This is a genomic window from Achromobacter xylosoxidans A8 (assembly GCF_000165835.1).
Classification (GTDB): Bacteria; Pseudomonadota; Gammaproteobacteria; order Burkholderiales; family Burkholderiaceae_B; genus Achromobacter; species Achromobacter xylosoxidans_B.
This window is the reverse complement of sequence record NC_014640.1, coordinates 423,261-446,943: the sequence shown is the minus strand read 5'-3', so window position 1 is coordinate 446,943 and position 23,683 is coordinate 423,261. Positions and strand designations below refer to the sequence as shown.

The 23,683-nt window shown below is 65.3% G+C and carries 20 protein-coding genes and 1 tRNA gene; 11 read left to right on the top strand and 10 right to left on the bottom strand.

The features are described from left to right. Positions 1-21: 21 nt before the first annotated feature. The 6 genes from AXYL_RS02105 to AXYL_RS02075 all read left to right on the top strand — a co-directional run bounded on the left by AXYL_RS02105 (position 22) and on the right by AXYL_RS02075 (position 8,550). The gene (locus AXYL_RS02105; protein ID WP_041652117.1) at positions 22-1,512 is read left to right on the top strand and encodes an FGGY family carbohydrate kinase; all 1,491 of its coding nucleotides are present in this window, start codon (positions 22-24) and stop codon (positions 1,510-1,512) included. Then, entirely contained in the window at positions 1,509-3,278 is a 1,770-nt protein-coding gene (locus AXYL_RS02100; RefSeq protein ID WP_013391176.1) for a glycerol-3-phosphate dehydrogenase/oxidase, read from the top strand. Before AXYL_RS02105 ends, AXYL_RS02100 begins: the two co-directional genes overlap by 4 nt. Then, entirely contained in the window at positions 3,275-4,030 is a 756-nt protein-coding gene (locus AXYL_RS02095) for a GntR family transcriptional regulator (RefSeq protein ID WP_013391175.1), read from the top strand. The genes AXYL_RS02100 and AXYL_RS02095 overlap by 4 nt, the downstream gene beginning before the upstream one ends. A gap of 317 nt (positions 4,031-4,347) precedes the next feature. After that, positions 4,348-4,860 carry a sigma-70 family RNA polymerase sigma factor gene (locus AXYL_RS02085; protein ID WP_013391174.1) on the top strand — a complete coding sequence of 171 codons (513 nt, stop codon included), beginning with the start codon at positions 4,348-4,350 and terminating at the stop codon, positions 4,858-4,860. A gap of 20 nt (positions 4,861-4,880) precedes the next feature. Further along, on the top strand, positions 4,881-5,849 hold the full coding sequence (locus AXYL_RS02080) for a FecR domain-containing protein (RefSeq protein ID WP_013391173.1): 969 nt from the start codon (positions 4,881-4,883) through the stop codon (positions 5,847-5,849). A 160-nt stretch (positions 5,850-6,009) separates the two neighbouring features. Continuing rightward, positions 6,010-8,550 (top strand): TonB-dependent receptor, encoded by a 2,541-nt coding sequence (locus AXYL_RS02075; RefSeq protein ID WP_013391172.1) that lies wholly within the window; start codon positions 6,010-6,012, stop codon positions 8,548-8,550. A gap of 256 nt (positions 8,551-8,806) precedes the next feature. Here AXYL_RS02075 and AXYL_RS02070 read toward each other — a convergent pair. Further along, positions 8,807-8,881, bottom strand: a tRNA-Arg gene (locus AXYL_RS02070). Between the two features lie 232 nt (positions 8,882-9,113). Here AXYL_RS02070 and AXYL_RS02065 point away from each other — a divergent pair. Next, positions 9,114-10,019: a c-type cytochrome gene (locus tag AXYL_RS02065; protein WP_013391171.1), complete on the top strand. Its 906-nt coding sequence runs from the start codon at positions 9,114-9,116 to the stop codon at positions 10,017-10,019. A gap of 73 nt (positions 10,020-10,092) precedes the next feature. Here the strand turns inward: AXYL_RS02065 and AXYL_RS02060 are convergent, their stop codons facing one another. The 4 genes from AXYL_RS02060 to AXYL_RS02045 are packed head-to-tail and all read right to left on the bottom strand — an operon-like array spanning position 10,093 to position 13,270. After that, positions 10,093-11,058 (bottom strand): Bug family tripartite tricarboxylate transporter substrate binding protein, encoded by a 966-nt coding sequence (locus tag AXYL_RS02060; protein ID WP_013391170.1) that lies wholly within the window; start codon positions 11,056-11,058, stop codon positions 10,093-10,095. A 44-nt stretch (positions 11,059-11,102) separates the two neighbouring features. Continuing rightward, positions 11,103-11,615 carry a carboxymuconolactone decarboxylase family protein gene (locus AXYL_RS02055; RefSeq protein WP_013391169.1) on the bottom strand — a complete coding sequence of 171 codons (513 nt, stop codon included), beginning with the start codon at positions 11,613-11,615 and terminating at the stop codon, positions 11,103-11,105. A gap of 23 nt (positions 11,616-11,638) precedes the next feature. Next, positions 11,639-12,460: an SDR family NAD(P)-dependent oxidoreductase gene (locus AXYL_RS02050; RefSeq protein ID WP_013391168.1), complete on the bottom strand. Its 822-nt coding sequence runs from the start codon at positions 12,458-12,460 to the stop codon at positions 11,639-11,641. Between the two features lie 15 nt (positions 12,461-12,475). Next, on the bottom strand, positions 12,476-13,270 hold the full coding sequence (locus tag AXYL_RS02045) for an SDR family NAD(P)-dependent oxidoreductase (RefSeq protein ID WP_013391167.1): 795 nt from the start codon (positions 13,268-13,270) through the stop codon (positions 12,476-12,478). Between the two features lie 92 nt (positions 13,271-13,362). On the opposite strand from AXYL_RS02045, the gene AXYL_RS02040 reads away from it, so the two are divergent. Further along, positions 13,363-14,268, top strand: coding sequence for a LysR family transcriptional regulator (locus tag AXYL_RS02040; RefSeq protein WP_013391166.1), 906 nt, complete (start codon positions 13,363-13,365; stop codon positions 14,266-14,268). An 18-nt stretch (positions 14,269-14,286) separates the two neighbouring features. Here AXYL_RS02040 and AXYL_RS02035 read toward each other — a convergent pair whose 3' ends face one another. Continuing rightward, complete coding sequence (locus AXYL_RS02035) at positions 14,287-15,060, bottom strand: IclR family transcriptional regulator (RefSeq protein ID WP_013391165.1); 774 nt, start codon at positions 15,058-15,060, stop codon at positions 14,287-14,289. A gap of 211 nt (positions 15,061-15,271) precedes the next feature. Between AXYL_RS02035 and AXYL_RS02030 the strand changes: the two genes are divergently transcribed. From AXYL_RS02030 to AXYL_RS02020, 3 genes are read left to right on the top strand one after another with little or no spacing between them, the layout of a single operon-like run. Further along, a complete protein-coding gene (locus tag AXYL_RS02030) occupies positions 15,272-16,360 on the top strand; it encodes a CobW family GTP-binding protein (protein ID WP_013391164.1) in 1,089 nt (362 codons plus the stop codon). A gap of 34 nt (positions 16,361-16,394) precedes the next feature. After that, positions 16,395-17,774 (top strand): dihydroorotase, encoded by a 1,380-nt coding sequence (locus AXYL_RS02025; protein WP_013391163.1) that lies wholly within the window; start codon positions 16,395-16,397, stop codon positions 17,772-17,774. 41 nt (positions 17,775-17,815) lie between these two features. Next, positions 17,816-18,781, top strand: coding sequence for a Bug family tripartite tricarboxylate transporter substrate binding protein (locus tag AXYL_RS02020; protein ID WP_013391162.1), 966 nt, complete (start codon positions 17,816-17,818; stop codon positions 18,779-18,781). A gap of 99 nt (positions 18,782-18,880) precedes the next feature. On the opposite strand, the gene AXYL_RS02015 is transcribed toward AXYL_RS02020, so the two are convergent. The 4 genes from AXYL_RS02015 to AXYL_RS02000 form a co-directional block, all read right to left on the bottom strand. Further along, a complete protein-coding gene (locus tag AXYL_RS02015; RefSeq protein WP_013391161.1) occupies positions 18,881-20,407 on the bottom strand; it encodes a 3-hydroxyacyl-CoA dehydrogenase in 1,527 nt (508 codons plus the stop codon). A 30-nt stretch (positions 20,408-20,437) separates the two neighbouring features. After that, entirely contained in the window at positions 20,438-21,667 is a 1,230-nt protein-coding gene (locus AXYL_RS02010) for a CaiB/BaiF CoA transferase family protein (RefSeq protein WP_013391160.1), read from the bottom strand. Positions 21,668-21,851: 184 nt separating this feature from the next. Next, positions 21,852-23,000: an acyl-CoA dehydrogenase family protein gene (locus AXYL_RS02005; RefSeq protein WP_013391159.1), complete on the bottom strand. Its 1,149-nt coding sequence runs from the start codon at positions 22,998-23,000 to the stop codon at positions 21,852-21,854. 47 nt (positions 23,001-23,047) lie between these two features. Further along, positions 23,048-23,671: a TetR/AcrR family transcriptional regulator gene (locus AXYL_RS02000; protein WP_013391158.1), complete on the bottom strand. Its 624-nt coding sequence runs from the start codon at positions 23,669-23,671 to the stop codon at positions 23,048-23,050. Positions 23,672-23,683: the final 12 nt, after the last annotated feature.

Sequence of the window (23,683 nt, the reverse complement as noted above, 5' to 3'; positions counted from 1 at the left end):
TTCTGTAGACAATGTTATGACATGAAAACAGACATCTACCTAGGCATAGACATGGGCTCCACGGGCCTGAAGGCGGTCGCCTTCGAGGCCGGGAGCGGCGCCACGCTGGCCGCATCGGGCGGCGCGCTGCCCTACCGGCAGTTGGCGCAAGGCGGTTGCGAGCTGTCCGCGGACGCCATCGAGGCGGCGCTGGCGCTGGCCTTGCAAGGCGTGGCAGCGCAACTGGGCAGGCGTGTGGCGGACGTGCGCGCGCTCTGCTGCACGGGCCATGGCGCAGGCTTGTATGCGCTGGATGCGAGCGGCCAATTGCTGGAGGGCCGCGCGGTGGCATCGACCGACCAGCGCGCCGCCGCCCGCGCCCGGGCGCTGGACCGCAGCATGGGGAATGCGCTGTATGACGAAGTGGGATGCCGGCCGTGGGCGGGACAGTCGTCGCTGATCGCCGCGGAGCTCTTCGGCGCGGACGCCGGACAGCTCTCTCGCATCCGCCACCTGCTGTTCGCCAAGGACTATCTGGGGTTCCTGTTGACCGGCGAGATCGCCACGGACGCCAGCGACGCCAGCACCGCGGGCCTGCTGTCGCTCAAGGCCGGGGCTTGGTCCACGATGGCTTTCGAGGCCGCCGGCCTGTCTGGCCTGGCGGCCACGGCGCTGGCGCCCATCGCGCCCAGCGGCACGGTGATCGGCCGGCTGCGGCCGGCCCAGGCGGCCACCTTCGGCTTGCCCGCCGGCCTGCCCGTGGCACTGGGCGCGATCGATCTGCTCGCCTCACTGAAGGCGGTGAACGCGGAGCGCCAGGGCCATGCCGTGGCCGTGCTCGGCACCTGGTGCGTGAATGCCGTGGTGGCGCCAATTCGCGAGCCGAAACCGGAGGTCGGCGCCATCGTCAGCTTCGGCGATCCGGGCCGCAGGCTCTATCTGGAAAACAGCCCGTCGTCGATGGCGAACGTGGCCTGGCTGGCGCGCACCTTGCAGTTCCCGGACGCGGCCGCGGCGGTGGAATGCGCGATGGGCGTGCCCCTGGGCGCCGACGGCCTGCGCTTTCTGCCCTTCATCAACGGCGGCAGCTGGCCGGCGGGAGCCTGCGCGGGCTACGTCGGCCTGCAAGGGCATCACACCCGCGCGCATATGGCGCGCGCCGTGATTGACGCCGTGGTGGCGTTGCACGCGTGGCATCTGAAACGCTTGGCGGCGCTCGGGCTGGGCGTGCCGGGCAGGGTCGCCGCCCTGGGCGGCGGCGCTCGGGACTTGCGCTTGGCGCGTCTGCTGGCGGGCTTTCTGGGCCATGCCGTGGAACGCTGCGGCGACGACGAAACCGGCGCGCGTGGCGCCGCCTTGTATGCCGCGCTATCGCAAAACCCCGGCGGCGACGACTTGCTGCCGGCCCCATCCGAAACGGTCGAACCGCTAGCCGCCGAGACACAGGCGCATGCCGATTTCTACGCCAGCTTCCATGGTTTGGTGGACAGCATGGCTCCCGCCTTCGGCCATCTGGCGGGACCGGCCCGATGACCCCGCACACACCGACCTTCGCGCGTCCGGCCTCGTTGGCGGGCCGTCATTTTTCGACGGTGATCGTCGGCGCGGGCATCAACGGCGCTGGCGTGTTCCGCGACCTGTCGCTGCAAGGCGTGGACTGCCTGATCGTGGACAAGGACGATGTGGCTGCTGGCGCCAGCAGCGCGCCGTCGCGCATGATCCACGGCGGCTTGCGCTACCTGGAAAGCGGCGCATTTTCGCTGGTGGCGGAAGCCACCCGCGAACGCAATCTGCTGCTGCGCAACGCGGCGCATCTGGTGCATCCGCTGGAAACCGTGGTGCCGCTATCCAGCCGCTTCGGCGGCTTGTGGGGCAGCATGTTGCGCTTTGCCGGCCTGAGCGCCTCGCCGGGCGCGCGGGGACTGTGCGTGGTGGGGCTGGGCTTGCGCCTCTACGACCGGCTGGGCCGCAGCCAGCGCATCATGCCGGAACATCGCATCGAGCGCGTACCGCAGGCGGACGGCGCACTGTTCGGCACGGACGTACGCTGGACAGCCACTTACTACGATGCCTGGATACGGCATCCGGAATGGCTGGTGCTGGAGCTGATCGACGATGCCCATCGCGGCCATCCGGCCTCGGTCGCATCGAACTATTGCAGCGTGACGGCATGCCAGGGCCGCACCATCACGCTGCGCGACGCGCTCACCGGACAATCCGTGCAAGTGACCGCCGATACGGTGGTCAATGCGACGGGGGCCTGGCTGGACCGCGCCGCCGGCGCGCTGCAAGGCGCCGGCTCACGCGTCATGGGCACCAAGGGGTCACACCTGATCCTGAACCATCCCGCGCTGCGCTCGGCGCTTCAAGGCCGCATGGCTTACTTCGAGGCGTCCGACGGCCGGGTGTGCATCGTCTACCCCTTCCTGGACCGGGTGCTGGTGGGCTCCACCGATATACCGGTGGACGATCCGGACCTTGCCGCAACCGATCCGGCGGAGATCGACTACCTGCTTGGCGTTCTGCGCGAGGTGTTTCCTCGCCTGGATTTCAGCCGCAATGACGTGGTCTACACTTATGTGGGAGTCAGGCCGCTGGCCCAGTCCGATGCCGACAAGCCTGGACAGATATCGCGCGATCACGCGGTGGTGATCGACCCGCCCAACGCACGGCGCGAGGTCCCCATGGTGTGCCTGGTGGGCGGAAAATGGACCACCTTCCGTTCGCTGGCGCAATTGGCAGCCGACGCGGTGCTGCAACAACTGGGCCGCGCGCGGCGGCAGTCAACCGAGCAGGTGGCGATCGGCGGCGGGGCGGGCATGCCCGCCGATGCTCCGGGGCGGCAACGCTTTCTGGACAGCATCCAGGCGGCCACCGCCTTGGACCGCGAGCGCGTCACCGAACTGTTCATGCGCTATGGTTCACGGGCGGGCGCCGTGGCGGCGGATTTCGCGGCTGCGGGCGATAAGCCCTTGCGCCACGCGCCGGACCATTCCGCGGCCGAGATCCGCTATCTGTGCCGTGAAACGGCCGTGCAGCACCTGACCGATCTGGTGATCCGGCGCACCCTGCTGGCCATCCGCGGCCATGTCACCCCGGCGCTGCTGGCTGAATTGGCCGATATTGCCGCAGCCGAGCTGGGCTGGAACGCCGAGCGCCGGCAGACCGAGTTACGGGCCTGCACCGCGACGCTGCGGGACCGGCATTGTGTTCAACTTCCTGCGGACGAGACGTCCTGGGCAAAGCCCGCCGATTCCGCCCTGACCGCAGGTTCGATTTCCAACTCTTTGACGACATGAGCAGCCCCATCTCCACCGAAGCCATATTGGACCGCAGCGCCGGCGCCCCGCTCTGGGCGCAGTTCCGCGACGTGGTGCGCGGCAAGATCCTGCAAGGCGAACTGGCCGTGGGCGACAAGCTGCCCACCGAGGCGGAGTTCGGCGAGCAATATGGCATTTCGCGCATCGTCGTGCGCGAAGCGCTGGCGGACCTGGTCCGCAACGGCCTGATCTACAAGATACGCGGCCAAGGCGCCTTCGTGTCGGCGCGCGAACGCGACGAAGATTTCGTTTCCACCGTGCTGGGATTTTCGGACGAAATGGAACGCAAGGGCCGCACGGTGCGCACCCAGGTGCTGCGACAGGAACTGCGTGCGCCGACGGCGCACGAGGCCAGTTCGCTGGGGCTGGCCGAAGACGGCCAGGTGGTGGCGCTCAAGCGACTGCGCAGCGTCGATGGCGAACTGCAATTGCTGGTGGAAACCGCCGTGCCCGCGGACCTGGTGCCGGGCCTGCACCGCACCCGTTTGGAAAACCGTTCGCTCTACGACGTGCTGCGCAGGCAGTACGGCCTGCGTATCGTGCGCGCGGAACGTTGGATAGACGCCGTGCAACCGGACGCCGAGACCTGCGAATTGCTGGGAATGAAAGAACCCGAACCCTTGCTGCGCATCGAGTCCATCGCCTATGGCGCCAACGGACGTCCGCTGGAACACTACCGCGCCTTGCACCGCTGCAAGTCCAGCCGGCTGCATGTGCAGACCACTACCTGACGCATCAAGGCGCTTGCTTCAGTGGCAACGTGACGGTGTTTAGGATCGTCTGCATCCGGCACTGCTGCATCGCCTGCCCCATCATCATCTGCCTGCGCTTCGCCGATCGGCTTTGTTGGCCGCTCTTGGCCTCTGCCGCTGCCTGTCTTCCTTGTCCTTGGTCATCTTGCTCGCCTTCGATTGCGATGTTGAATCGCGTATCGAGGTGGCCGTGAAACGGGGGCAAGATCAGCCCTCGCGCCTCTTGCCAGCTGGTCCCGAACCAGTTTACATTCGAGAATGCTTCCTATTATTGTTTCGATGCGCAAGAGTGATGCATGAGTTTTTTGTCTGATCAATCGCCTGCCGTGAATGTTGAGTCGCTCTATTGCAACGACCATAGATGGTTGCAGGGTTGGCTGCGCCGCAAACTGGGCAACGCGCACGATGCCGCAGATCTCGCTCACGATACGTTCCTGCGCATCCTGTCATCTCAGGCGTTCAATCAGCATTACAGCAACGAACCACGTGCGTTGCTCACGCACATCGCCAAGGGCCTGGTGGTCGATCACTGGCGCAGAAAGGCGGTCGAGACGGCATACCTGGACGCCATCTCGCAGCTTCCCGCGCAGCACGCACCTTCTGCCGAAACTCGCCTGCTCATCATAGAAGCGCTGGTGCGCATCGACACCATGCTCGCCGGCATGACGCCACGCATCCGCCAGGTCTTCCTGATGGCACAGCTTCACGGTATGACGCTGGCTCAGATCTCCGAACACATGACGATGTCGCTGATCACCGTGCGACGCGATATCCAGAAAGCCTTGCTCGCCTGCCTGGCCGTGGCCTGAGCCTCTCCGGACACACCGTCATGTCTTCCACCACTGCCGTCATCGACAGCAGGATCCTGAAAGAGGCGGCGGCTTGGGCCATCACCTTTCAGTATGAATCACCTTCAGTCGCCGATCGTCAAGCTCTTGAGCTCTGGTGTCGCAAGAGCCCAGCACACGCCGCCGCCTGGATGCGGACGCAAGCCATCTTCCATGTCTTCGACGAGGTTCCTCGCGAAATCGGAGCGGAGGCGCTGGAGAGCCTGCAACGCAGCAACGGTCGTCGCCGCAGCCTGCGTACGGTGGGCATGTTGCTGGTGGTTGCGCCGCTAGGCATGCTGGCTTTGCGTTACGTACCGTGGCGGGAATGGACCGCCGATGTAAGCACGACAGCAGGCGAGCGCAAGCAACTGACGCTGCCCGACGAGTCGCATCTGGCGCTCAACACCCGCAGCGCGGTCAATATCAAGTTCAGCGATACCGAACGCCGGATCCGTCTGGTCGCGGGCGAGGTGCTTATTTCCACGCAGAAGGACCGCGTGGCCACGCCGCGACCGTTTCTGCTGGATACGCCGGCTGGCGTCGTGCGGGCGCTGGGCACACGCTTCAATGTGCGGCAAATCGATTCCGACAGGTTTCGGGTTGCCGTGTTGGAGAGCGCCGTCGAGATCCGCCCCTTTGGAGGCACGCCCCGCATTGTGCGTGAGGGCGAGCAAGCCGAGTTCGATGGGACGGGCGTGGGCAGCATTGCCCGCATCGAAAACCACGTCGGCCTGTGGGAGAAGGGCATTTTGCTGGTCAAGGGCATGCGTCTGGCTGACGTCATTGCCGAAATTGCCCGCTATCGTGCGGGCGTGTTGCGCTGTGATCCGGCCGTGGCCGATCTGCGCGTATCGGGATCGCTGCCCATCGGCGACACCGATGCGGCCCTGGCCGTGCTGGCCGAATCGTTGCCGCTCAAGATAGAGAGTCGCTCGAAATACTGGGTGACAGTGCTTGCAAGAGATTGATGCCTCTTTGGCCCGTTCGTGACAAAGCTCGCCACGAGCGAAGGCGATTCGGAACTTACATCTTGCAATGAGCATATTTTTCGTCTCGTTCGGTGTACCGCTGTAAGACGCCATTGAGGGCGTCCGAGGTATTCACCCCTACTGACGAAAGGTCCATAGCATGGCGCTTCGCTCACCTCCACGCTCGTCTGCCGACAAGGCAGCCGGTGTCCGCACTTCGCAATCAGGCCGCTCCCCCCAACAACCTCCGTACCGGCGAAAGGCCAATCTGCTCGCGTTGGCGGTGAGTTGTGTCCTGACAAGTCTGCCCGCAGCCGTGCTGCTTTCACCCGGCGTTGCGACGGCCAGCGAGGCGCCGGGCAGCGAGCAAAAGAAAAAATACCGTATCCCGTCCGGCAAGTTGAGCGATGTGCTGGCAGAGTTCGCCGCCCTCTCGGGTGTGTATCTGACGTACGACCCACAGCGTCTGGCCGGACTGCAGAACAGACCGCTAGATGGCGTCTACAGTATCCGCGAAGGCTTCGCACACCTGCTGGCCAACAGTGGATTCGAGGCGCTGGACAACGGTGCTGGCCGTTACGTGCTGCGCCAGGCTCCGCCAAGCGATAGTGGCGCGCCCAGGCAGTCAGCCGCAGGCGACGGCGATGCCACGCTGCTCAGCCCCGTGATCGTGACGGGACTGTACCGTGGCGATCTGACCCCTGTGTACGCCGGAGGCAAGGTGGCGACCGGCATCCGCGTGGGTATGCTCGGCTACAAGGATTTCATGGAGACGCCCTTCAGCACCATCGGCTATACCGAGGAGGCTGTACGTCAAGCTCAGGATCTTGCGCGGGTTGTCGGGTCGACCGATGCCGGGGTTTACGACCTGGGCATGCGCGGCACGGTCCGCGAGGCGTTCGTCATCCGCGGGTTCGATGTGGACTCTGGCGATATTGCCTTCGGCGGACTTTATGGTTTGCTGCCCTACACCCGGGTACCGCTGGAACTGGTGGAGCGCGTCGAAGTGCTCAAGGGACCTTCCACCATGCTCAACGGCATGCCTCCGGGCGGGTCTGTCGGGGGGAGCATCAACCTCGTTCCGAAACGGGCGACCGAAAAGCCGCTGACCCGGGTGACCGGCATGTTCGTGTCCGACGGTCAATACGGTACGCACGTGGATGTGGGCCGACGATTCGGCGACGACCAGCAGGTGGGCATACGGTTCAACGGGCTGTATCAGGATGGCCGCACGTCGGTCGAAGGGCAATCGAAACGCACCACGCTGGGCGCCTTCGGCCTGGACTGGCGCAACGAACGAGTGCGGCTGGCGGCCGACTTGTACGCAAACAAGGATAACGGCAGCAGTGTCAATCGGGGTATCACCGTGGGCGCGGGACTGCAAAGACCGGACGTGCCGAATCCGCGTCGCTCGCTGGAGCCGGATTGGACTTTCTCCAATGTAGAGGATTCGGCTTTTGTACTGCGAGGCGAGGCCGATGTCACCGATGACATCATCGTCTATGGAAACTACGGGAAAGCCAAGACTGACTACAACGGCGTGCTCGGCGTGGTCTTTAGGGTGACCGACAACGATGGGCGCTATCGCACCAACTTTGGACAGCAACGACAGTCGCTGGATCGCACGGCAGGCGACGTCGGTGTCATGGCGCGTCTGCGCACGGGCGGCGTGAAGCACGAAGTAGCGGTCAGCGGCTCCTACTACGAGCAGGAAGTCCGATCCGCAATCGCGCTCGGTCTATTACCGTCCGATTGGTACACCAACATTTATGACCCGCAATGGGGGCCTGCGCCTGCCAGACCGCTGGGCAAGTCGGACATCCCCAAGACCGCCTTGTCGCGCCTGTCCAGCGTAGGTATTGCCGACACCATGAGCTTTGCCGGTGATCGTGTGGTGCTGACGGCGGGCCTGCGGCGCCAGAATGTGATCGCCGAGTCTTTCAACATAACCACCGGTGCCCGCACATCGCGCTACGACGAGTCGGCCACATCGCCAGCGGCCGCGTTGCTGGTGAAAGCCACCAATCAGATATCCATCTACGGAAACTACACCGAAGGGCTCAGGGAAGGCGCCATCGCGCCGGTTGGCGCAAGCAATGCCGGAGAGATCTTCGCGCCCTACAAGACCAAACAGCACGAAGTGGGTGTGAAGCTGGACCTCGGCGACTTTGCGGCGACCTTGAGTGCCTATCAGATCAGACTGCCCAGCAGCTATGTCGACCCTGTGACGAACATGTTTTCCTTCGAGGGTGAGCAGCGCAATCGCGGCCTCGAACTGGGCTTCTTCGGTGAACCCACGAGTGGCCTGCGCCTGATGGGCGGTGTGGCCTATCTGGATGCGGAACTCACCAAGACGGCCGGTGGCGTGGATCAGGGACGGTTCGTGATGGCACGCCCCAAATGGCAAGCGAAGCTGGGTGTCGAATGGGATGTGCCGGGCGTTCCAGGCCTCACCGCGACCGGCAATGTGCAGGCCATCACCGGGCAGTTCTACAGCCGCGACAACTCACTCAGAACGGCAGGCCGAACCATCTTCGATGCCGGCATGCAGTATCGGACTTCGATCGATGGCCACGACGTGGTTCTGAACGCCAATGTCCTGAACCTTGCGAACAAGGCGTATTGGGCGGCGGGAGGCGCCGGCAAGTTGTGGCTGGGCGCGCCTCGCACATTCATGCTTTCGGCCAGCGTGGATTTCTGATTTCGAAAAACCCGGCCGTCATATCAATCAAGGAATATGAGGCTCTTTTGATATTCGAATGGCCTAAGCGTGACTAACAAGACCGGGGCCCGGCCGCGCTGGGCATCCGGGAACCAACGAGAAAAGGCGAAGATGGCGGCCCTCTGTGCCGAGCATTTGCTTGCCCGGAAGCCGTAATTGGAAGCTCAAAGAACTCGCATTAATCTGCGCGTTTTGGTCCCAAAACGGACCCAAAAAACGTAAGCCTTTGATTTGGTGGCGCGCCCGACAGGAATCGAACCTGTATCAAGAGCTTCGGAAACTCTCATTCTATCCATTGAACTACGGGCGCAGCGCAAGGAGGCGGTATTGTACCCAGTTTTCGCGGAACTGCATGAACAGGATCAAATCTTCCGTCAAACTCAGCGAAAACCCGGTCAGATGCATTGGACGCGTGTCTATGACACCGTTATATAATCCAGCGTTTGCTTGCAAGGCGGGCCGTCCATGCCGCCGACTTGTGCAGTACTGATTTTCTGTTGCCGCCGCCAGGCGCCCCCGGTACCCGTTAGCAGGATTTGGTCATGAGCAACGAGCAGGAACACATAGAAGAGCACTCCTCCCCCATCAAGACCCCGAAGCAACTGATCGTCACGATCGTCCTGTCTTTCGTGATCCCGATCGCCATCATCATCCTATTGGTGAACATGGTGGTCTCGGGCAACAAGACAGGAGCGGGTTCGGACACACTGTCCCAAGAAGCCGTCGCCAAGCGCATTGCCCCGGTCGCGGGTTTTGAACTGGTCGATGCGAATGCCCCCAAGGTCTTCAAGACCGGCGAACAAGTTTTCGCCGCCGTCTGTACGGCCTGTCATACCGCCGGCGTGGCTGGCGCACCCAAGGTGGGCGATAACGCCGCCTGGGCGCCCTTCATCACCGCAGGCTACGACGCCATGATGAACGTGGCCCTGCACGGCAAGGGCGGCATGCCCGCCAAGGGCGGCAACCCCACGCTGTCCGACTACGAAGTCGCGCGCGCCGTGGTGTACATGGCCAACAAGTCTGGCGCGTCCCTGCCCGAACCCGCCGCTCCGGCCGCGGAAGGCGACAAGAAGGAAGCGGCTGCCGCTCCTGCCGCCGCCCCCGCAGCGCCTGCTGCTGCCCCGGCTGCTGCGGCTCCGGCTCCGGTCGCTGCGGCGCCCGCACCGGCGGCTCCCGCCGCCGCCCCGCAAGCCGCGGCTGCGGTCAATCCGGCCGGCGAAAAGCTGTACAAGAGCGTCTGCTTCGCCTGCCATGCCACCGGCGTGGCCAACGCTCCCAAGTTCGGCGATAAGGCCGCCTGGGATCCGTTCATCAAGACCGGCATGGACGCCATGGTGAAGGTCGCCATGCAAGGCAAGCCGCCGATGCCCCCGAAGGGCGGCGCGGCCAACGCCTCGGAAGACGATATCCGCGCAGCGGTGCAGTACATGGTGGATGCGGCCAAGTAAGACTCGCCGCCCACGATGAAAAAAGCCCCTTGAGCCAATCAAGGGGCTTTTTCTTTGCGCGCTGGCGCGCCGGTTATTCGCGGATCAGGCCGATCGCCTTGGAAAACAACGCCCGCTGCTCCTGCAGATAGGCGCCGTACTCCTGCGGGCTCAGCACGCTGATTTCCGCGCCGATGCCGCCCAGGGTCTTGTTCACCTCATCGCCCTGCTCCGCTACGACCTTGCGGGCGGCCTGGTACAAGGCATCGACTACCTGGGGCGGCGTGCCCTTGGGCGCCATCAGCCCATAGATGGTGGGGCTGCCGACCTCATAGCCCAGTTCCCGCAGAGTCGGCACGTCCGGATAGGCCGCCAGCCGCTTGCTGCTGAAGACGGCCAGCGGCCGCAGGCCGCCGGACTGGATGTGCGCCTGCGCCGGCCCCACCGCGGACACGGCGATATCCGTGTGGCCACCGAGCAAGGCGGTGACCGCCGGCGTGCTGCCCTGGAAGGGGATGTGGCGCAATTTGACCTTGGCCTCGGAAGCGAACGTCTCGCCCAGCAGATGGCTGATGCCCATGGCGCCCGAGGTGCCGTAGGAGATGGCGTCGGGACGCGCCTTGGCATCGGCCACCACGTCGGCCAGGGTCTTGTACCTGGACTTCCCGGGCGCGACGATCATCATGCCGCCCAGGGATATGGCGGCGACCGGCGCGAAGGACTCCGTCGTGTACTTGATCTCCTTGTTGGCCAGCGGAACCACGACCAGCGCGCCCGGCGAACTGCCCACGATGGTATAGCCGTCGGGCGCCGCCGAGGCCGTGTATGCCGCGCCTATGCCTCCCCCCGCGCCGGGCTTGTAGTTCATCACGATGGGCTGGCCCAGGTATTGCCCCATCTTCTCGGTGATGGGCCGCAGCATCTGGTCGGTATCGCCCGGCGCGAACGGAATGATCAGTTGCACCGGCTTTGCCGGATAGCCGGCATGTGCCGGCGCGCTCAGGGCCAGGCCCAGCGCAAGAGAGGCGAACGCGCCACCAAATCGTTTGAAGCTATGCATGCATGTCTCCTGTGTTTTTATTTACCGGCTGTACGACCAGCCGTTCATTCATGGTCGATCTGTATGGCCTCCAGAAAGCGCGACACCATGTTGTACGCGGCCACCGTGGCCGTGATCTCAACGATCGCGCGGGCATCGAAAGCCTCGCGGACGGCGGCGAACGTAGCGTCCCGGACCCGGATCTCGCGCGTCATCTCATCGCAATACGCCATGGCCGCGCGCTCGCCCGCGTCCAGCGATGTGAAATCGCCGGTCTTCAAGCCCTGCACCTGGTCTTCGTTGCAGCCCGCTTTCAAGGCGATCGGCAGATGCTGCTCGAACTCGTAATCGGCCTGGTTCAGCACCGCGACGCGCAGGATGAGCATCTCCCGCAGTTTGGGCGCAAGCCCGCTGTGCTGGCGTATCGCCGTGAGATAGGCCAGCCAGCCCTGCGCCACCAGCGGGCTGTTGAGCAGCATCCGATAGAGATTCGGCAGGCTGGACCGCTCCCGTTCGATGCGTTCGACCAGCGGCCGGATCTCCGGCCTGGCGATATCCGCATATTCAATTCGCGCCATCGTGATTCTCCTCAGCTTGGTTTTCAGTCGCAGCGGGCGCTCATGCCCCCGTCCACGATCAGTTCGGTTCCGGTGATGAAACGCGCCTCGTCCGAGGCGAGAAAGAGCACGGCATTGGCCGTGTCCCGGCCATCGCCGGAAAGCGGCAACGGAATGCGGCGGCGCCGCCGCTCTAGCAAGGCGTCGATGTCGCCCGCGCTCTGCTGGCCGGCGAGGAAGGCATCGACCAGCGGCGTATGGAGCTGGCCCGGCAGGACGGTGTTGATGCGCACCCCCTTGCCGGCGTATTCCACGGCGGCCACACGGCCGAACTGCATTACGCCGGCCTTGGCCGCCGCATAGCCGACCTGCGGCGCGCCGGTCCAGCGTATGGCCGAGGTCGAAGACACGTTGACCACGGCGCCAGCGCCCTGCTCCTGCATGATGGGCAGGACGTGCTGGCAGGTGGTGAACACCGAGGTCAGGTTCAAGTCGAGCTGCCTGCGCCAATCCGCTTGCGTCAGCGCCGCCGCACCGCCGGGAATGGGACCTCCCACGTTATTGACCAGAATGTCGATCCGCCCGTGACGCCGCGCCACGGCTTGGACCAGCGCAGCGACCTGGGCCGCGTCGCCCACATCGCAGATCTGGGTTTCGATGCGGGACCGGTAGCGTCCAGCCAACTCCAGGGTCTCGGGCAGTGACTCCGGCCGTATGTCCACCGCGACCACCACGGCCCCCTCCTGGGCGAAGCGCACGGCGATCGCTCTTCCGTTGCCCCAACCCGGTCCCACGCAACCCGCGCCGAAGATCAAGGCCACCTTGCCCGCCAGGCGTCCGGCGCCCGCTTGCTCATGCACGTTCATCGCGACTATCCCCGCTCAACGCGTTGCCATGGTGATGCCGCCATCCACCACGATCTGCTGCCCCGTGATGTAGCGGCTCTCATCGCTGGCCAGGAAAGCCACGGCATGGGCCACGTCCCAGGCGTCGCCCATGCGACCCGCGGGCACCTGGGCATGGCGGTGCGCCACAAAACCCTCGTAATCACCCTTGGCGTATTTCTGCGCCAGGCGTTCCACCAGGGGCGTGAACATCAGTCCTGGCACCACCGAATTCAGCCGCACGCCGTCTTGCGCATAGATGACCGCGGTGGTGGCCGTCATCTGCATCAGGGCGGCCTTGGCGGCGGCATAGCCGACCTGGGGTTTGCCCGCATAACGCAGCCCGGCGATGGACGAAATGTTGATAATCGATCCTCCACCAGCGCTCTTCATGAGGGGGATGACGTGCTTGCAGCACAGGAAGGCAGAGGTCAGATTCACCTGGATCTGATCGTGCCAAAGATCCTCCGGCATGGAGACCGGGTCGCCCGGTTCCGAGCGGCCCACGTTGTTGACCAGCACATCGATGCGGCCATGCGTCTCCATGCACGCCCGCACCAGTTCCGCCACCTGGCTGCCGTCCGTGACGTCGCACTGCCGGACCGTGATCTTCCCGCCCTCCGCGGCCACGGCCTGCGCGGACTGTCGCGCCGCGTCGATGTTCAGATCGCAACCGAAAATCGCGGCGCCCTGCCTGGCAAGCACCGCCGCAGCAGCCTTTCCATTTCCCCAACCTGCGCCCAGCGTGCCGCAACCGGTCACCAGGGCTACCTTTCCATCAAGACGAAACATCCCAGCTCCAGAGAGAGATCGTGATGCAAAGGCTAAGGCAGCCAGGTCTTCTGGTTAAGTTCCGATTTGAACGGCATTGATAGACAAAAAGAATGAATCTGACGACGAGACAACTGCGCATCTTCGTGCTGCTGGCCGAAACGCTGAGTTTTCAGAGAACGGCCGAGATGCTGCACGTAACTCAGCCAACGCTGAGCAAGCTGCTGAAGGAAACGGAAGAGACGCTGGGCGTCAAACTCTTCGAGCGCACCACCCGCATGGTGCGCCTGTCGCGCGAGGGCCAGGACATCCTGGAGATTGCTCACAGGATCACCGCTCTGCATGAAAAAGGCATGCTGGAACTGGACCAACGGCTGCGCGATCGCCACAACCGCGTCGCCGTCGCGGCCCTGCCCACGCTTGCGGCGTCGCTCATTCCCCTGTTGATCCAAAGCCTTGCGCGCAAACACCCGCGGGTACGGGTGGAGGTCTACGATCCCATCGCCAGCGAGGCCTTGCAACTGTTGCGCGAGCGGCGAGTGGACATCGCCGTGACCACGATGAACGAGGAAGGCGCCTCCGACCTCGTCTATCAGGAGTTGTTCACCGAGCCCTTCGTGTTGTTCCACAGCGCCCAGATCAAGCCGGACGTCAGGCACTGGATGCCCATGGAATTGGCCCGGCTGCCCTTGATCAGCATGCCGCCCGGGACCAGCGTGCGGGTCCTGACCGAACGCGCCTTCCAGGCCGCGGCACAACCCTTCAATCCGGTCTATTCCCTTCGGGACCTGAACACCATCGCACGCTTCGTGCAGCACAACTGCGGCATTGCGCTGTTGCCGGAGTCGTCGCTGGACAACGCAACGCAGCGCGGCGTGCGCAAGACCCGCCTGCGGCAGGCGCTTTCGCGCTCCGTCGGCATGTATATCCGGCGGGAGAGCCAGCCCTCGGGGCTGCTGCGCCAAACGCTGGATGAATTGCGCCGCCTGGGCCGGGACCGCCAGTCGCGACCCGATTGAGCGGGCTGGGGTCCGTGCTCAGGCGCGCGCCACCCAGGCGCCGTCCACTTCGGCCAACTGGCTGCTGATCTGGCTGGCGGCCTCGATCACCGCCGCGCGAAAAGGCTCGAGGCGGCAATGCTCGGCGCGCACGATCAGGCTCAATCCGGCCACCACCCGCTGCTCCAGGAAGATGGGCGCGGCTATGCCTATGGTCCCAGGCGTGATCTCGGAATCACTGACCGCTACGCCCGCCTCGCGGATGGCATCGAGTTCCAGGCACAGGTCCTTCAGGCTCTTCCAGTGCGAAATGGCACGCGCTTCCTCTTCATGGGCCAGGTACATGCGCTCCAGGGCGCGGCGGCTCTGGTGCGCCAGGATGACCTTGGAGGTCGCGCCGCGAAACATCGGCATGGTGGCGCCACGTTCATAGCGTCCGACGCGCGCGGCCGGGTCGCCAATTTCCTGGTGGATGCACATGACCTTGTCCTGGTAGCTGCGCGTCAGCACCGATGCCGACGAGGGCGTGGTCGCCTCCACCAGGCGGCGCATGTGCGGCTCGGCCACCTTCAACAAGGGATCGCCGTGGCGCATCAGCAAGTCGAAATGAGCAAAGGTCGGCCCCAGCACATAGCGCGCGCCCATCACCGGAGTCAGGAAATCGGCGCGCACCAGTTCCTGTACGTCGCGGTAGGCCGAACTGACGGAGACATCCATTTCGACGGCGATTTCCTCAACCGACCATGCGGCGCTCCTGTCATAGAGCTGCAGGATGTGCAGTATCCGGTTGCGCGTCCTGATATCACCCGCCACGTCGACCTCTCCCTATCGTTACGCCTGTGCGGCGCGTGATTTCGCATCCATTGCGAAATTTAATTTCTCCGCGATTCTAGCAGCGTCGTCTTCCCCCTCTGGGCCGAGGCGCGCGGCGCCAAACGAGGGGGCTTGCCAAAGCGTCAACTCGATGCAAAAATTCATTTAATCGCAATGGTTGCGAATTTAGTATTTTTTGCAAAGGTGGATCATGGCAAACGGCGAGACCTCCGAAACGCGTATTCCAGTCACTTTGCTGACGGGCTTCCTGGGCAGCGGCAAGACCACCCTGCTGAATCACTGGCTGCGCGACCCGGCGCTGGCCGGTGCGGCGGTCATCGTCAATGAGTTTGGCGAGATCGGCATCGACCACGCGCTGATCGCCAGCAGCAACGACAACACCATCGAACTGACCACCGGCTGCCTGTGCTGCACCGTGCAAGGCGACCTAGTCGAGACCCTGCGCGACCTGCGCGCCAAGCGCAGCGCCGGAACCATCGCTGCCTTTGATCGCGTCCTGATCGAAACCACGGGCATGGCCGACGTGGTGCCGGTCATCCAGGCGTTGATGACGTTTCCCGTCGCGCGCTCGTTCCGCTTGAACCGCGTGCTGACCGTGGTGGACGCCGTCAACGGGCCGGGCACGCTGGCCGCGCACCCGGAAGCCGTCAAGCAGGCGGCCGTCGCCGATGCCTTGATCGTCACCAAGACCGAACTGCCCGGCGCGCAAGTCGCGGCGCTGGTGGACACGCTGGCGCGCGTCAACCCGGGAGCAACGCGCGTGGTGTGCAACCCTGCGGAGCGGCCGGATGCCACGGTGCTGGACGGGCCCGATGTCTACGACGTGAACGTGCGTCCGGAGCAGGCCCGGCAATGGCTCAACGCCGCGCCTTACACGGACGGACACGGGCATGGTGGGCATGGGCATGAACACACCCATAAGCACCACACGCACGCGCATGGCCACGACCATGCCCGCATCGACAGCTTCTGCCTGGATTTCGCCGCCCCCTTGCAATGGCCGCAAGTCAGCGCGTGGCTGGATGCGTTGGTCATGGCGCACCCGGACGAGCTGCTGCGCGTCAAAGGCATCCTGCACATCGCCGGCCACGAGCGGCCCATCGTGCTGCAGGCCGTGCAGCGCTTGTTCCATCCCCCCACCGAATTGCCGGACTGGCCCGACACGGACCGGCAATCCCGCATGGTTTTCATTACCAAAGGCCTGAGCAAAGACTACGTCATGCAGGTCTGGGACGCGGTGCGGCAGCGCGCCCTCCCGCCCGCCGCACGCGCGGCCTGATCGTTTTGGCATTCCCCATCACAAGGAAGACAGCATGGACACTTTGATCAAGAACGGCCTGGTGGTCACTCCGCAAGGCCGCGTGCGCGCCTCCATCGGCATCCGCGACGGCAAGATCGCCGGCCTGTACGAGGCCGGCAGCGAGCCCGACGCGCGGAACATCATCGATGCGAGCGGCCTGGCCGTCCTGCCGGGCGCCATCGACATGCACTCGCACCACCGCCAGGGCTCGCAAAAGGGATTTGAGTACAAGGACACCATCCTCACCGCCACGCAGCAATGCGCCGCCGGCGGCGTCACCACCAGCGTGGGCATGCCCAACGTCAATCCGCCGCCCAACTCGCTGGACCTGCTGGAAAAGCAGTTCGCCATCTACCGCAGCGACGCCGTGGTCGACTGGAACTTCAATCCGGCGCCGACGATCGAGTCGGAAATGGAGGCCATGACCGCCACCGGCATTGCGGCATTCAAGATCTTCATGGTGGTGGACACGGGGCGAGACTACCCGCACATGCCCGGCATCGGCGTGCATGACCACGGCAAGCTGTTGCGCATCATGCAGCGCTGCGCAGAACTGGACGTGCCATTGATGGTGCACCCGCACGATCAGGCCTTGATGGACGTGATCGAACAGACCTACTGGGACCGCGGCGAACGCGACGCGCTGGCCTATGCGCGCGCCTATGCCGCCCACGATGGCGTGATCTGGGAAACCGCCATCGCCACCCTGCTGCGGCTGCAGAAGGCGGCCGGCTGCCACCTGCACATTCTGCACACGCAGACCGCCGGCAGCGTGCAGCTCATCCGTGAAGCCAAGGCAGCGGGGCAGAAGGTGACCTGCGAGATCAATCCCTGGGCGCTGTTCCTGGGTTGCGAATGGTCGGCGATCCAGCGCCTGGGCTCGTATGCGCTGTCGTATTGGGTGCCGGAGAAGAACGTGCCGGGCCTGTGGGAAGGACTCAACGACGGCACCATCGATATCATTGCCACCGACCATGCCCCGCACACGCGCGAAGAGAAAGAAGTGGGCTGGACCGATGGCTGGAAAGCCCATACCGGCACGCCGTCGACCCAGTTCTACCTGAGCATGTTCCTGACCGCGGCGCAGGAAGGCAAGATCAGCCTGGAACGGGTGGCCGAGGCCTGCTCGGCCAAACCCGCCGAATTGTTCCGGCTGCGCGAAAAGGGTGAAATACGCGCGGGCCTGGACGCCGACCTGGTCCTGGTCGACCTGGAGACCGAATACGAAGTGCGCGACGAAGACGTCCTCAGCCTGGTGGGCTGGAGCCCCTATGCCGGCCGCCGTCTCATGGGCAAGCCGGTACGCACCCTGGTGCGCGGCGCCACGGTGTATGAGGACGGAAAAGTCGTCGGCGCCAAGGGCAGCGGCCAGATGGCTGCCGCGACCCGTTGAGTTCACGGCCGCGCATCACTACGACACAAGGGGAAAACATCATGAATCGTCGTCAGTTCTCGCGGCTGCTGGCCACCTCGCCGCTGCTGCTGTCCGCGCTGGCCCAAGCCCAGGAAGGGTCCGCCATCACACTGATCGTGCCTTACCCGCCGGGCGGCAACACCGACTATGTGGCGCGCATCACCTCCGATTCGCTGCGCCGCACGCTGGGGTCGTCAGTGGTGGTGAAAAACCAGGCGGGCGCGGGCGGAACCATCGCCACCGATGCGCTGATCCGTTCCCGCAACGACGGCAACACGCTGATGGTGGGGTCCATCGGCCAGGTTTCGCTGGTCCGGTTCCTGTTCAACGTGCGTTATGACCCGTTGAACGATCTGGTGCCAGTGGCCAACATCGCCAGCAACCCGCTGGTGCTCACGGTGCCGTCCAGCTCGCGCTTCCAGAACCTGGCGCAGTTGATCGAGTATGGCCGGGCCAAACCCGGCGCGTTGACCGTCGCGCACGGCGGCGAAGGGTCGATGTCGCACATGTCGGTGCTGGTGTTCCTGAAGCGCGCCGGTATCGAGGCGACGCTGATCGGCTACCGGGGCGGCGCGCCGGCCTTGCTCGACACCATGGGCGGCACCACCGACCTGTATTCGGCCAACATCTCCGAAATCCTGCCTTACAAGGATAGCGGCCGCATCCGCTTCCTGGGCGTGTCCAGCCGCCAGCCCGTGCCTCAGCTGCCGGGCGTGCCAGCCATCGCCGACACCATCCCGGGGCACGAGATCGAAACCTGGAACGGCCTGTTCGCGCCGCCCGGCACGCCCGCCGAAGTAGTGGACCGACTGGCCGACGCCGTGCAGGTCATGCTGCGCGACCCGGACGTGCTGAGCAAGTTCGACGCGTCCGGCAGCCAGCCGCGCGCAGGCGAGGTGAAGGACAAGTTCGCCCGCCGCATCCGCGACGACATCGCGCTCTGGACGCCGCTGGTCTCTCTGATCGGCGTCAAGCCGGCCAACTGAGGCGGCCGGTCCTTCAGGAAAAAAAGCCCGCAAGACACGAAGTCTTGCGGGCTTTTGTGTACATGTCAGGGCGGTGCCCTGCCATGCATAGCCATCACATCACTGTTCGCCAGTCGCCTGCGTCAGCGACATGCCGAGCTGCACGCGGCGCTGCAGCCACAGGCTGGGGCGATAGCGCGGATCGCCGGTCACGCGTTGCATGCTCTTCAGGATTTCCAGGATACGGTCGGCGCCCAGCTTGTCGCCCAGGGCCAGCGGCCCCACCGGATAGCCCAGGCCCAGCGTCACCGCCAGGTCGATGTCCTTGGGCGTGGCGATCTGCTGTTGCGCGATGTCGCTGGCGATGTTGACGATGGTGGCCACGATGCGCTGGGCGATGAAGCCCGGCGAATCCTCGATCACCGTGACCGGCACGCCGTCTGCGGCCAGCAGCGCATGCGCGGCGTCGCGCCACTTGGCTTCGGTGGCGGGCGACACCATGATGGTGCGGCGCTTGGCGCTGTCGAAAGCATAGAGCGCATCCAGGCCGACCGTGCGGGCCGCGTTCAGGCCTTGCGCGGAAACCGTGGTGGAAACGTCTTCGCCGAAGGGCGTGACGAGGATGAGCGCGTCGGCGTCGGGCGTGGAACCGGTCACCAGCGTGGCGCCCAGCTTTTCGACCAGCGCGGCAGCGCGGGCGTACCCTTCGGCGTGCCTGGGGCTGACCCAGACCTTCAGGTTCTCGGGCAGCGCGGGCACGGGCGGCTCGGCCGGCACCTGCTTCTGGCCGTCGGCGTAGACGTAGAAGCCTTCACCGGCCTTGCGGCCGATCAGGCCGCCGGCCAGGCGCACGGTAGTGATGGGCGACGGACGGAAGCGCGGCTCATCGAAGAACTGGCGGTAGATGGATTCCATGACCGGGTGGGACACGTCCAGCGCCGTCAGGTCCAGCAGTTCGAACGGCCCCATGCGGAAGCCGGCCTGCTCGCGCATCACGGCATCGACCTGGGCGAAGGTCGCCACGGCTTCCTGCGCCACGCGCAGGCCTTCGGTATTCATGCCGCGGCCGGCGTGGTTGACGATGAAGCCCGGCATGTCCTTGGCGCGCACCGGCGTATGGCCCATGCGGTGGGCCAGCTCGGCCAGCGCGTCGCCGACTTCGGGCGCGCTGCGCAGGCCGTCGATGACTTCGACCACCTTCATCAGCGCGACCGGGTTGAAGAAGTGGTAGCCCGCCACGCGCTGCGGATGCTTGCAGGCGGCGGCGATGGCGGTGATGGACAGCGACGAGGTGTTCGACGCCAGGATGCAATCTTCGGCCACCACGCCTTCCAGCGCGGCGAACAGGTCGCGCTTGACGTCCAGGCGTTCGACGATGGCTTCCACCACCAGCTGGCAGTTCGACATGTCGGTCAACGCGGTGGCGGATTCGACGCGTTCCAGCGCGGCCTGCGCGTCGGCGGCGCTCAGCTTGCCCTTCTGGGCCAGCTTGTCCCAGGTCTGGCGCAGCGACTCGCGCGCGGCCGCCACGGCGTCGGCGCTGGTGTCGTACAGGCGCACGCGCAGCCCGGCTTGCGCCGCGATCTGCGCGATGCCGCGCCCCATGGCCCCGGCGCCGACGACGCCGATGGTTTGAATCTCCTTCATCACCACTCTCCTGCTTTTATTGGATGGGGTTCAGGCCCGGCTTTGCGCCAGCGCCAGGATTTCTTCGGCCGACAGGCCCAGTTTTTCGGACAGCACCTGCTCGGTGTGCTCGCCCAGCATGGGCGGCGGACGGCGGTACTCGACCGGGCTGTCGGAGAACTTCAGCGGGCTGGCGGCAATCGGCACCGTGCCTGCGGTCGGATGCGGCAATTCACGCTTCATGCCGCGCGCCAGGACCTGCGGGTCTTCGTAGACCTGGTCCAGCGTATTGATGGGGCCGGCCGGCACGCCCACGGCTTCCAACGCGGCCAGCCAGTGGTCGCGCGCGCCGGTGGCCATGCGTTCGGTCAGCAGCGGCACCAGTTCGGCGCGGTTCTTCACGCGTTGCGGATTGGTGGCGAAGCGCGGATCGGCCGACAGCTCGGGCAGGCCGATCGCGCCGCAGTAATTGCGGAACTGGCTGTCGTTGCCGACCGCCACGATCAGGTGGCCGTCGCTGGCCGCGAACACCTGATAAGGCACCAGGTTCTGGTGCGCGTTGCCGGCACGCTTGGGCGCCACGCCCGAGGTCATGTAGTTGAGGTTCTGGTTGGCCAGCATGCTGACCTGGCAGTCCAGCAGCGCCATGTCGATGTGCTGGCCCAGGCCGCTGCGCGAGCGTTCGTGCAGCGCGGCCAGGATGCCGACCGTGGAGTACATGCCCGTCATCAGGTCGGTCACCGCCACCCCCGCCTTCTGCGGACCGCCGCCGGGCAGGTCGTCGCGTTCGCCGGTGATGCTCATCAGGCCGCCCATGCCCTGGATCATGAAGTCATAGCCGGGGCGGCTGGCGTAGGGGCCGGTTTGGCCGAAGCCGGTAATGGAGCAGTAGATCAGGCGCGGGTTGAGTTCCTTCAGGCTGTCGTAGTCCAGGCCGTACTTGGAGAGGCCGCCGACCTTGAAGTTTTCCACCAGGATGTCGCTTTGCAGCGCCAGTTCACGCACCAGCTCGGCGCCGCGCGGCGAGGCGATGTCCAGTGCCACCGACAGCTTGTTGCGGTTGGCGGACAGGTAATAGGCCGCCTCGGTGGTGTCGTTGCCCGCCTCGTCCTTCAGGTACGGAGGCCCCCAGGCCCGCGTGTCGTCGCCCGCGCCGGGGCGTTCGATCTTGATCACCTCGGCGCCGAGGTCGGCAAGGTTCTGGGTGCACCAGGGACCCGCCAGGACGCGGGTGAGATCCAGCACGCGTATGCCGGTAAGGGGAGCGGGACGTTGCGACATTAGTAATCTTTTCGCTGGAAGAGAAATGAAAACGTCCGGCTTGCGGCGGTGCGCAAGCCAGACTGGAATTCCGTCATGCCGGCGGCGCGCGGCCGCTGGCGCGTCATATTCCGGCGCGGCCCAGGGCCGCCGCCGGATCACCGTCAGTCATGCAGGATATTAGCCTCTTGGGCCGTGTCCGCGCTCAGGAATGCGCCTTGATGGTTTCGCGGGCGATCACCAGCTGCTGGATCTGCGAGGTGCCTTCGAAGATGCGGAACAGGCGCACGTCGCGGTAGAAGCGCTCGACCGCGTACTCGGACATGTAGCCCGCGCCGCCGTGGATCTGCACCGCGCGGTCGGCCACGCGGCCCACCATTTCGGTGGCGTACAGCTTGCAGCAGGCGGCCTGCATGGTGGTGTTCTCGCCGCGGTCGCGCATGCGGGCGGCGTCCAACACCATGCAGCGCGCGGCGTAAAGTTCGGCCTGGCTGTCGGCGATCATGGCCTGGATCAGCTGGAATTCAGCGATGGGCTGGCCGAATTGCTTACGCTCAATGGCGTACTTCACGGCGTCGCTCAGCAGGCGGTCGGCGATGCCCACGCACAGCGCCGAGATATGCAGGCGACCCTTGTCCAACACCCGCATCGAGGTGCGGAAGCCATTGCCCTCTTCCCCGCCCAGCAGCGCGCTGGCCGGGACGCGGCAGTTGTCGAACACCACGTCGCTGGTCAGGGCGCCGGCCTGGCCCATCTTCTTGTCGGGCTTGCCGATGGTCAGGCCCGGCGTGCCGGCCTCGACCAGGAAGCACGAAATGGAATTGGCGCGGCGTTCCGGCGCGGTGCGCGCCATGACCGAGAACAGGCCGGCGATGGGCGCGTTGGTGATGTAGCGCTTGGTGCCGTTGAGCACATAGCTGTCGCCGTCGCGCACGGCGGACAGGCGCAGCGCCATGGCGTCGGAGCCGGCGTCGGGCTCGGTCAGCGCGAACGAGCCTATCAGTTCGCCGCTGGCCAGCTTGGGCAGGTAGTTGGCGCGCTGCTCGTCGGTGCCGGCCAGCACGATGGCTTGCGAACCGATGCCGATGTTGGTGCCGGCCAGCGAGCGGAACGCGGGCGAGGTCTGCCCCAGTTCGAAGACCACGCGCACTTCCTCTTCCATGGTCAGGCCCAGGCCGCCGTGGTCGGGCGAGATGGACAGGCCGAACAGGCCCAGTTCGCGCATCTCGTTGACGATGTCCGGCGGCACCTGGCCGCTTTCGGCCAGTTCGTCTTCGGCGGGGATCAGGCGTTCGTGCACGAAGCGGCGCACGGCATCCAGCAGCAGGTTCAGGGTTTCGGTATCGAGGGCCATGATGGGAGTCTCAAAAAAAAGCGGGGCAAGCCGGGGACAGCCGCGCCTCAGGCGCGCATGCCTCCGACCAATAGATCGAAGTAGCCGGCGGCGATGGTTTCGGCGCTGTCGCCCTGGCCCGGCTTGTACCAGCGCACCATCCAATTCAGCATGGACAGCACGCCGCGGCCGGCCGCGGCCACGTCCAGCGCGCGGAATTCGCCGGCGGCAACGCCCTGCGCAATCAGTTCGCGCAGGCGCTTTTCGTACCCGTCGCGCAGCCGGGCGGCGTCTTCGCGCTCGGTCAGGGCCATGCCGGAATAGCCGATCAGCATCGTGACGAATTCGGGATGGTGCTGCTCGAAGTAACGCGCGTGGCCCACCATGAAGGCGCGCAACCGGGCGGTGGCGCCTTCGGCCCGGCCAACTTCCTGGGCCACGGCCTGGGTCAGGCCGGTCAGCACGGCCAGGATGATGGCGTCGTAGATGTCCTGCTTGGTGGTGTAGTAGTGGTAGATGGCGGCCTTGGACACGCCGAGTGCTCCAGCCAGGTCCGACACCGAGCTGCCGTCGTAGCCGCTGCGGGCGAAGAGCTTGGCGGCTTCTTCCAGGATCCGTTCGCGCGGCGCCGCCACGGTGGGCGGGCGGCCGGCGCGGGCGCGTTTCTGGGTGGGAGGGGCGGAGGTCGCCATGGCTGCCTTTGG

What these genes read in the sequence shown, in the direction of transcription:
- AXYL_RS02095 (WP_013391175.1), top strand. Translation starts at nt 3,275, where the DNA reads ATGAGCAGCCCCATCTCCACCGAAGCCATATTGGACCGCAGCGCCGGC.
- AXYL_RS02020 (WP_013391162.1), top strand. Translation starts at nt 17,816, where the DNA reads ATGAATCGTCGTCAGTTCTCGCGGCTGCTGGCCACCTCGCCGCTGCTG.
- AXYL_RS02005 (WP_013391159.1), bottom strand. Translation starts at nt 23,000, where the DNA reads ATGGCCCTCGATACCGAAACCCTGAACCTGCTGCTGGATGCCGTGCGC.
- AXYL_RS02025 (WP_013391163.1), top strand. Translation starts at nt 16,395, where the DNA reads ATGGACACTTTGATCAAGAACGGCCTGGTGGTCACTCCGCAAGGCCGC.
- AXYL_RS02105 (WP_041652117.1), top strand. Translation starts at nt 22, where the DNA reads ATGAAAACAGACATCTACCTAGGCATAGACATGGGCTCCACGGGCCTG.
- AXYL_RS02065 (WP_013391171.1), top strand. Translation starts at nt 9,114, where the DNA reads ATGAGCAACGAGCAGGAACACATAGAAGAGCACTCCTCCCCCATCAAG.
- AXYL_RS02055 (WP_013391169.1), bottom strand. Translation starts at nt 11,615, where the DNA reads ATGGCGCGAATTGAATATGCGGATATCGCCAGGCCGGAGATCCGGCCG.
- AXYL_RS02000 (WP_013391158.1), bottom strand. Translation starts at nt 23,671, where the DNA reads ATGGCGACCTCCGCCCCTCCCACCCAGAAACGCGCCCGCGCCGGCCGC.
- AXYL_RS02015 (WP_013391161.1), bottom strand. Translation starts at nt 20,407, where the DNA reads ATGAAGGAGATTCAAACCATCGGCGTCGTCGGCGCCGGGGCCATGGGG.
- AXYL_RS02030 (WP_013391164.1), top strand. Translation starts at nt 15,272, where the DNA reads ATGGCAAACGGCGAGACCTCCGAAACGCGTATTCCAGTCACTTTGCTG.
- AXYL_RS02075 (WP_013391172.1), top strand. Translation starts at nt 6,010, where the DNA reads ATGGCGCTTCGCTCACCTCCACGCTCGTCTGCCGACAAGGCAGCCGGT.
- AXYL_RS02085 (WP_013391174.1), top strand. Translation starts at nt 4,348, where the DNA reads ATGAGTTTTTTGTCTGATCAATCGCCTGCCGTGAATGTTGAGTCGCTC.
- AXYL_RS02045 (WP_013391167.1), bottom strand. Translation starts at nt 13,270, where the DNA reads ATGTTTCGTCTTGATGGAAAGGTAGCCCTGGTGACCGGTTGCGGCACG.
- AXYL_RS02080 (WP_013391173.1), top strand. Translation starts at nt 4,881, where the DNA reads ATGTCTTCCACCACTGCCGTCATCGACAGCAGGATCCTGAAAGAGGCG.
- AXYL_RS02100 (WP_013391176.1), top strand. Translation starts at nt 1,509, where the DNA reads ATGACCCCGCACACACCGACCTTCGCGCGTCCGGCCTCGTTGGCGGGC.
- AXYL_RS02060 (WP_013391170.1), bottom strand. Translation starts at nt 11,058, where the DNA reads ATGCATAGCTTCAAACGATTTGGTGGCGCGTTCGCCTCTCTTGCGCTG.
- AXYL_RS02050 (WP_013391168.1), bottom strand. Translation starts at nt 12,460, where the DNA reads ATGAACGTGCATGAGCAAGCGGGCGCCGGACGCCTGGCGGGCAAGGTG.
- AXYL_RS02010 (WP_013391160.1), bottom strand. Translation starts at nt 21,667, where the DNA reads ATGTCGCAACGTCCCGCTCCCCTTACCGGCATACGCGTGCTGGATCTC.
- AXYL_RS02040 (WP_013391166.1), top strand. Translation starts at nt 13,363, where the DNA reads ATGAATCTGACGACGAGACAACTGCGCATCTTCGTGCTGCTGGCCGAA.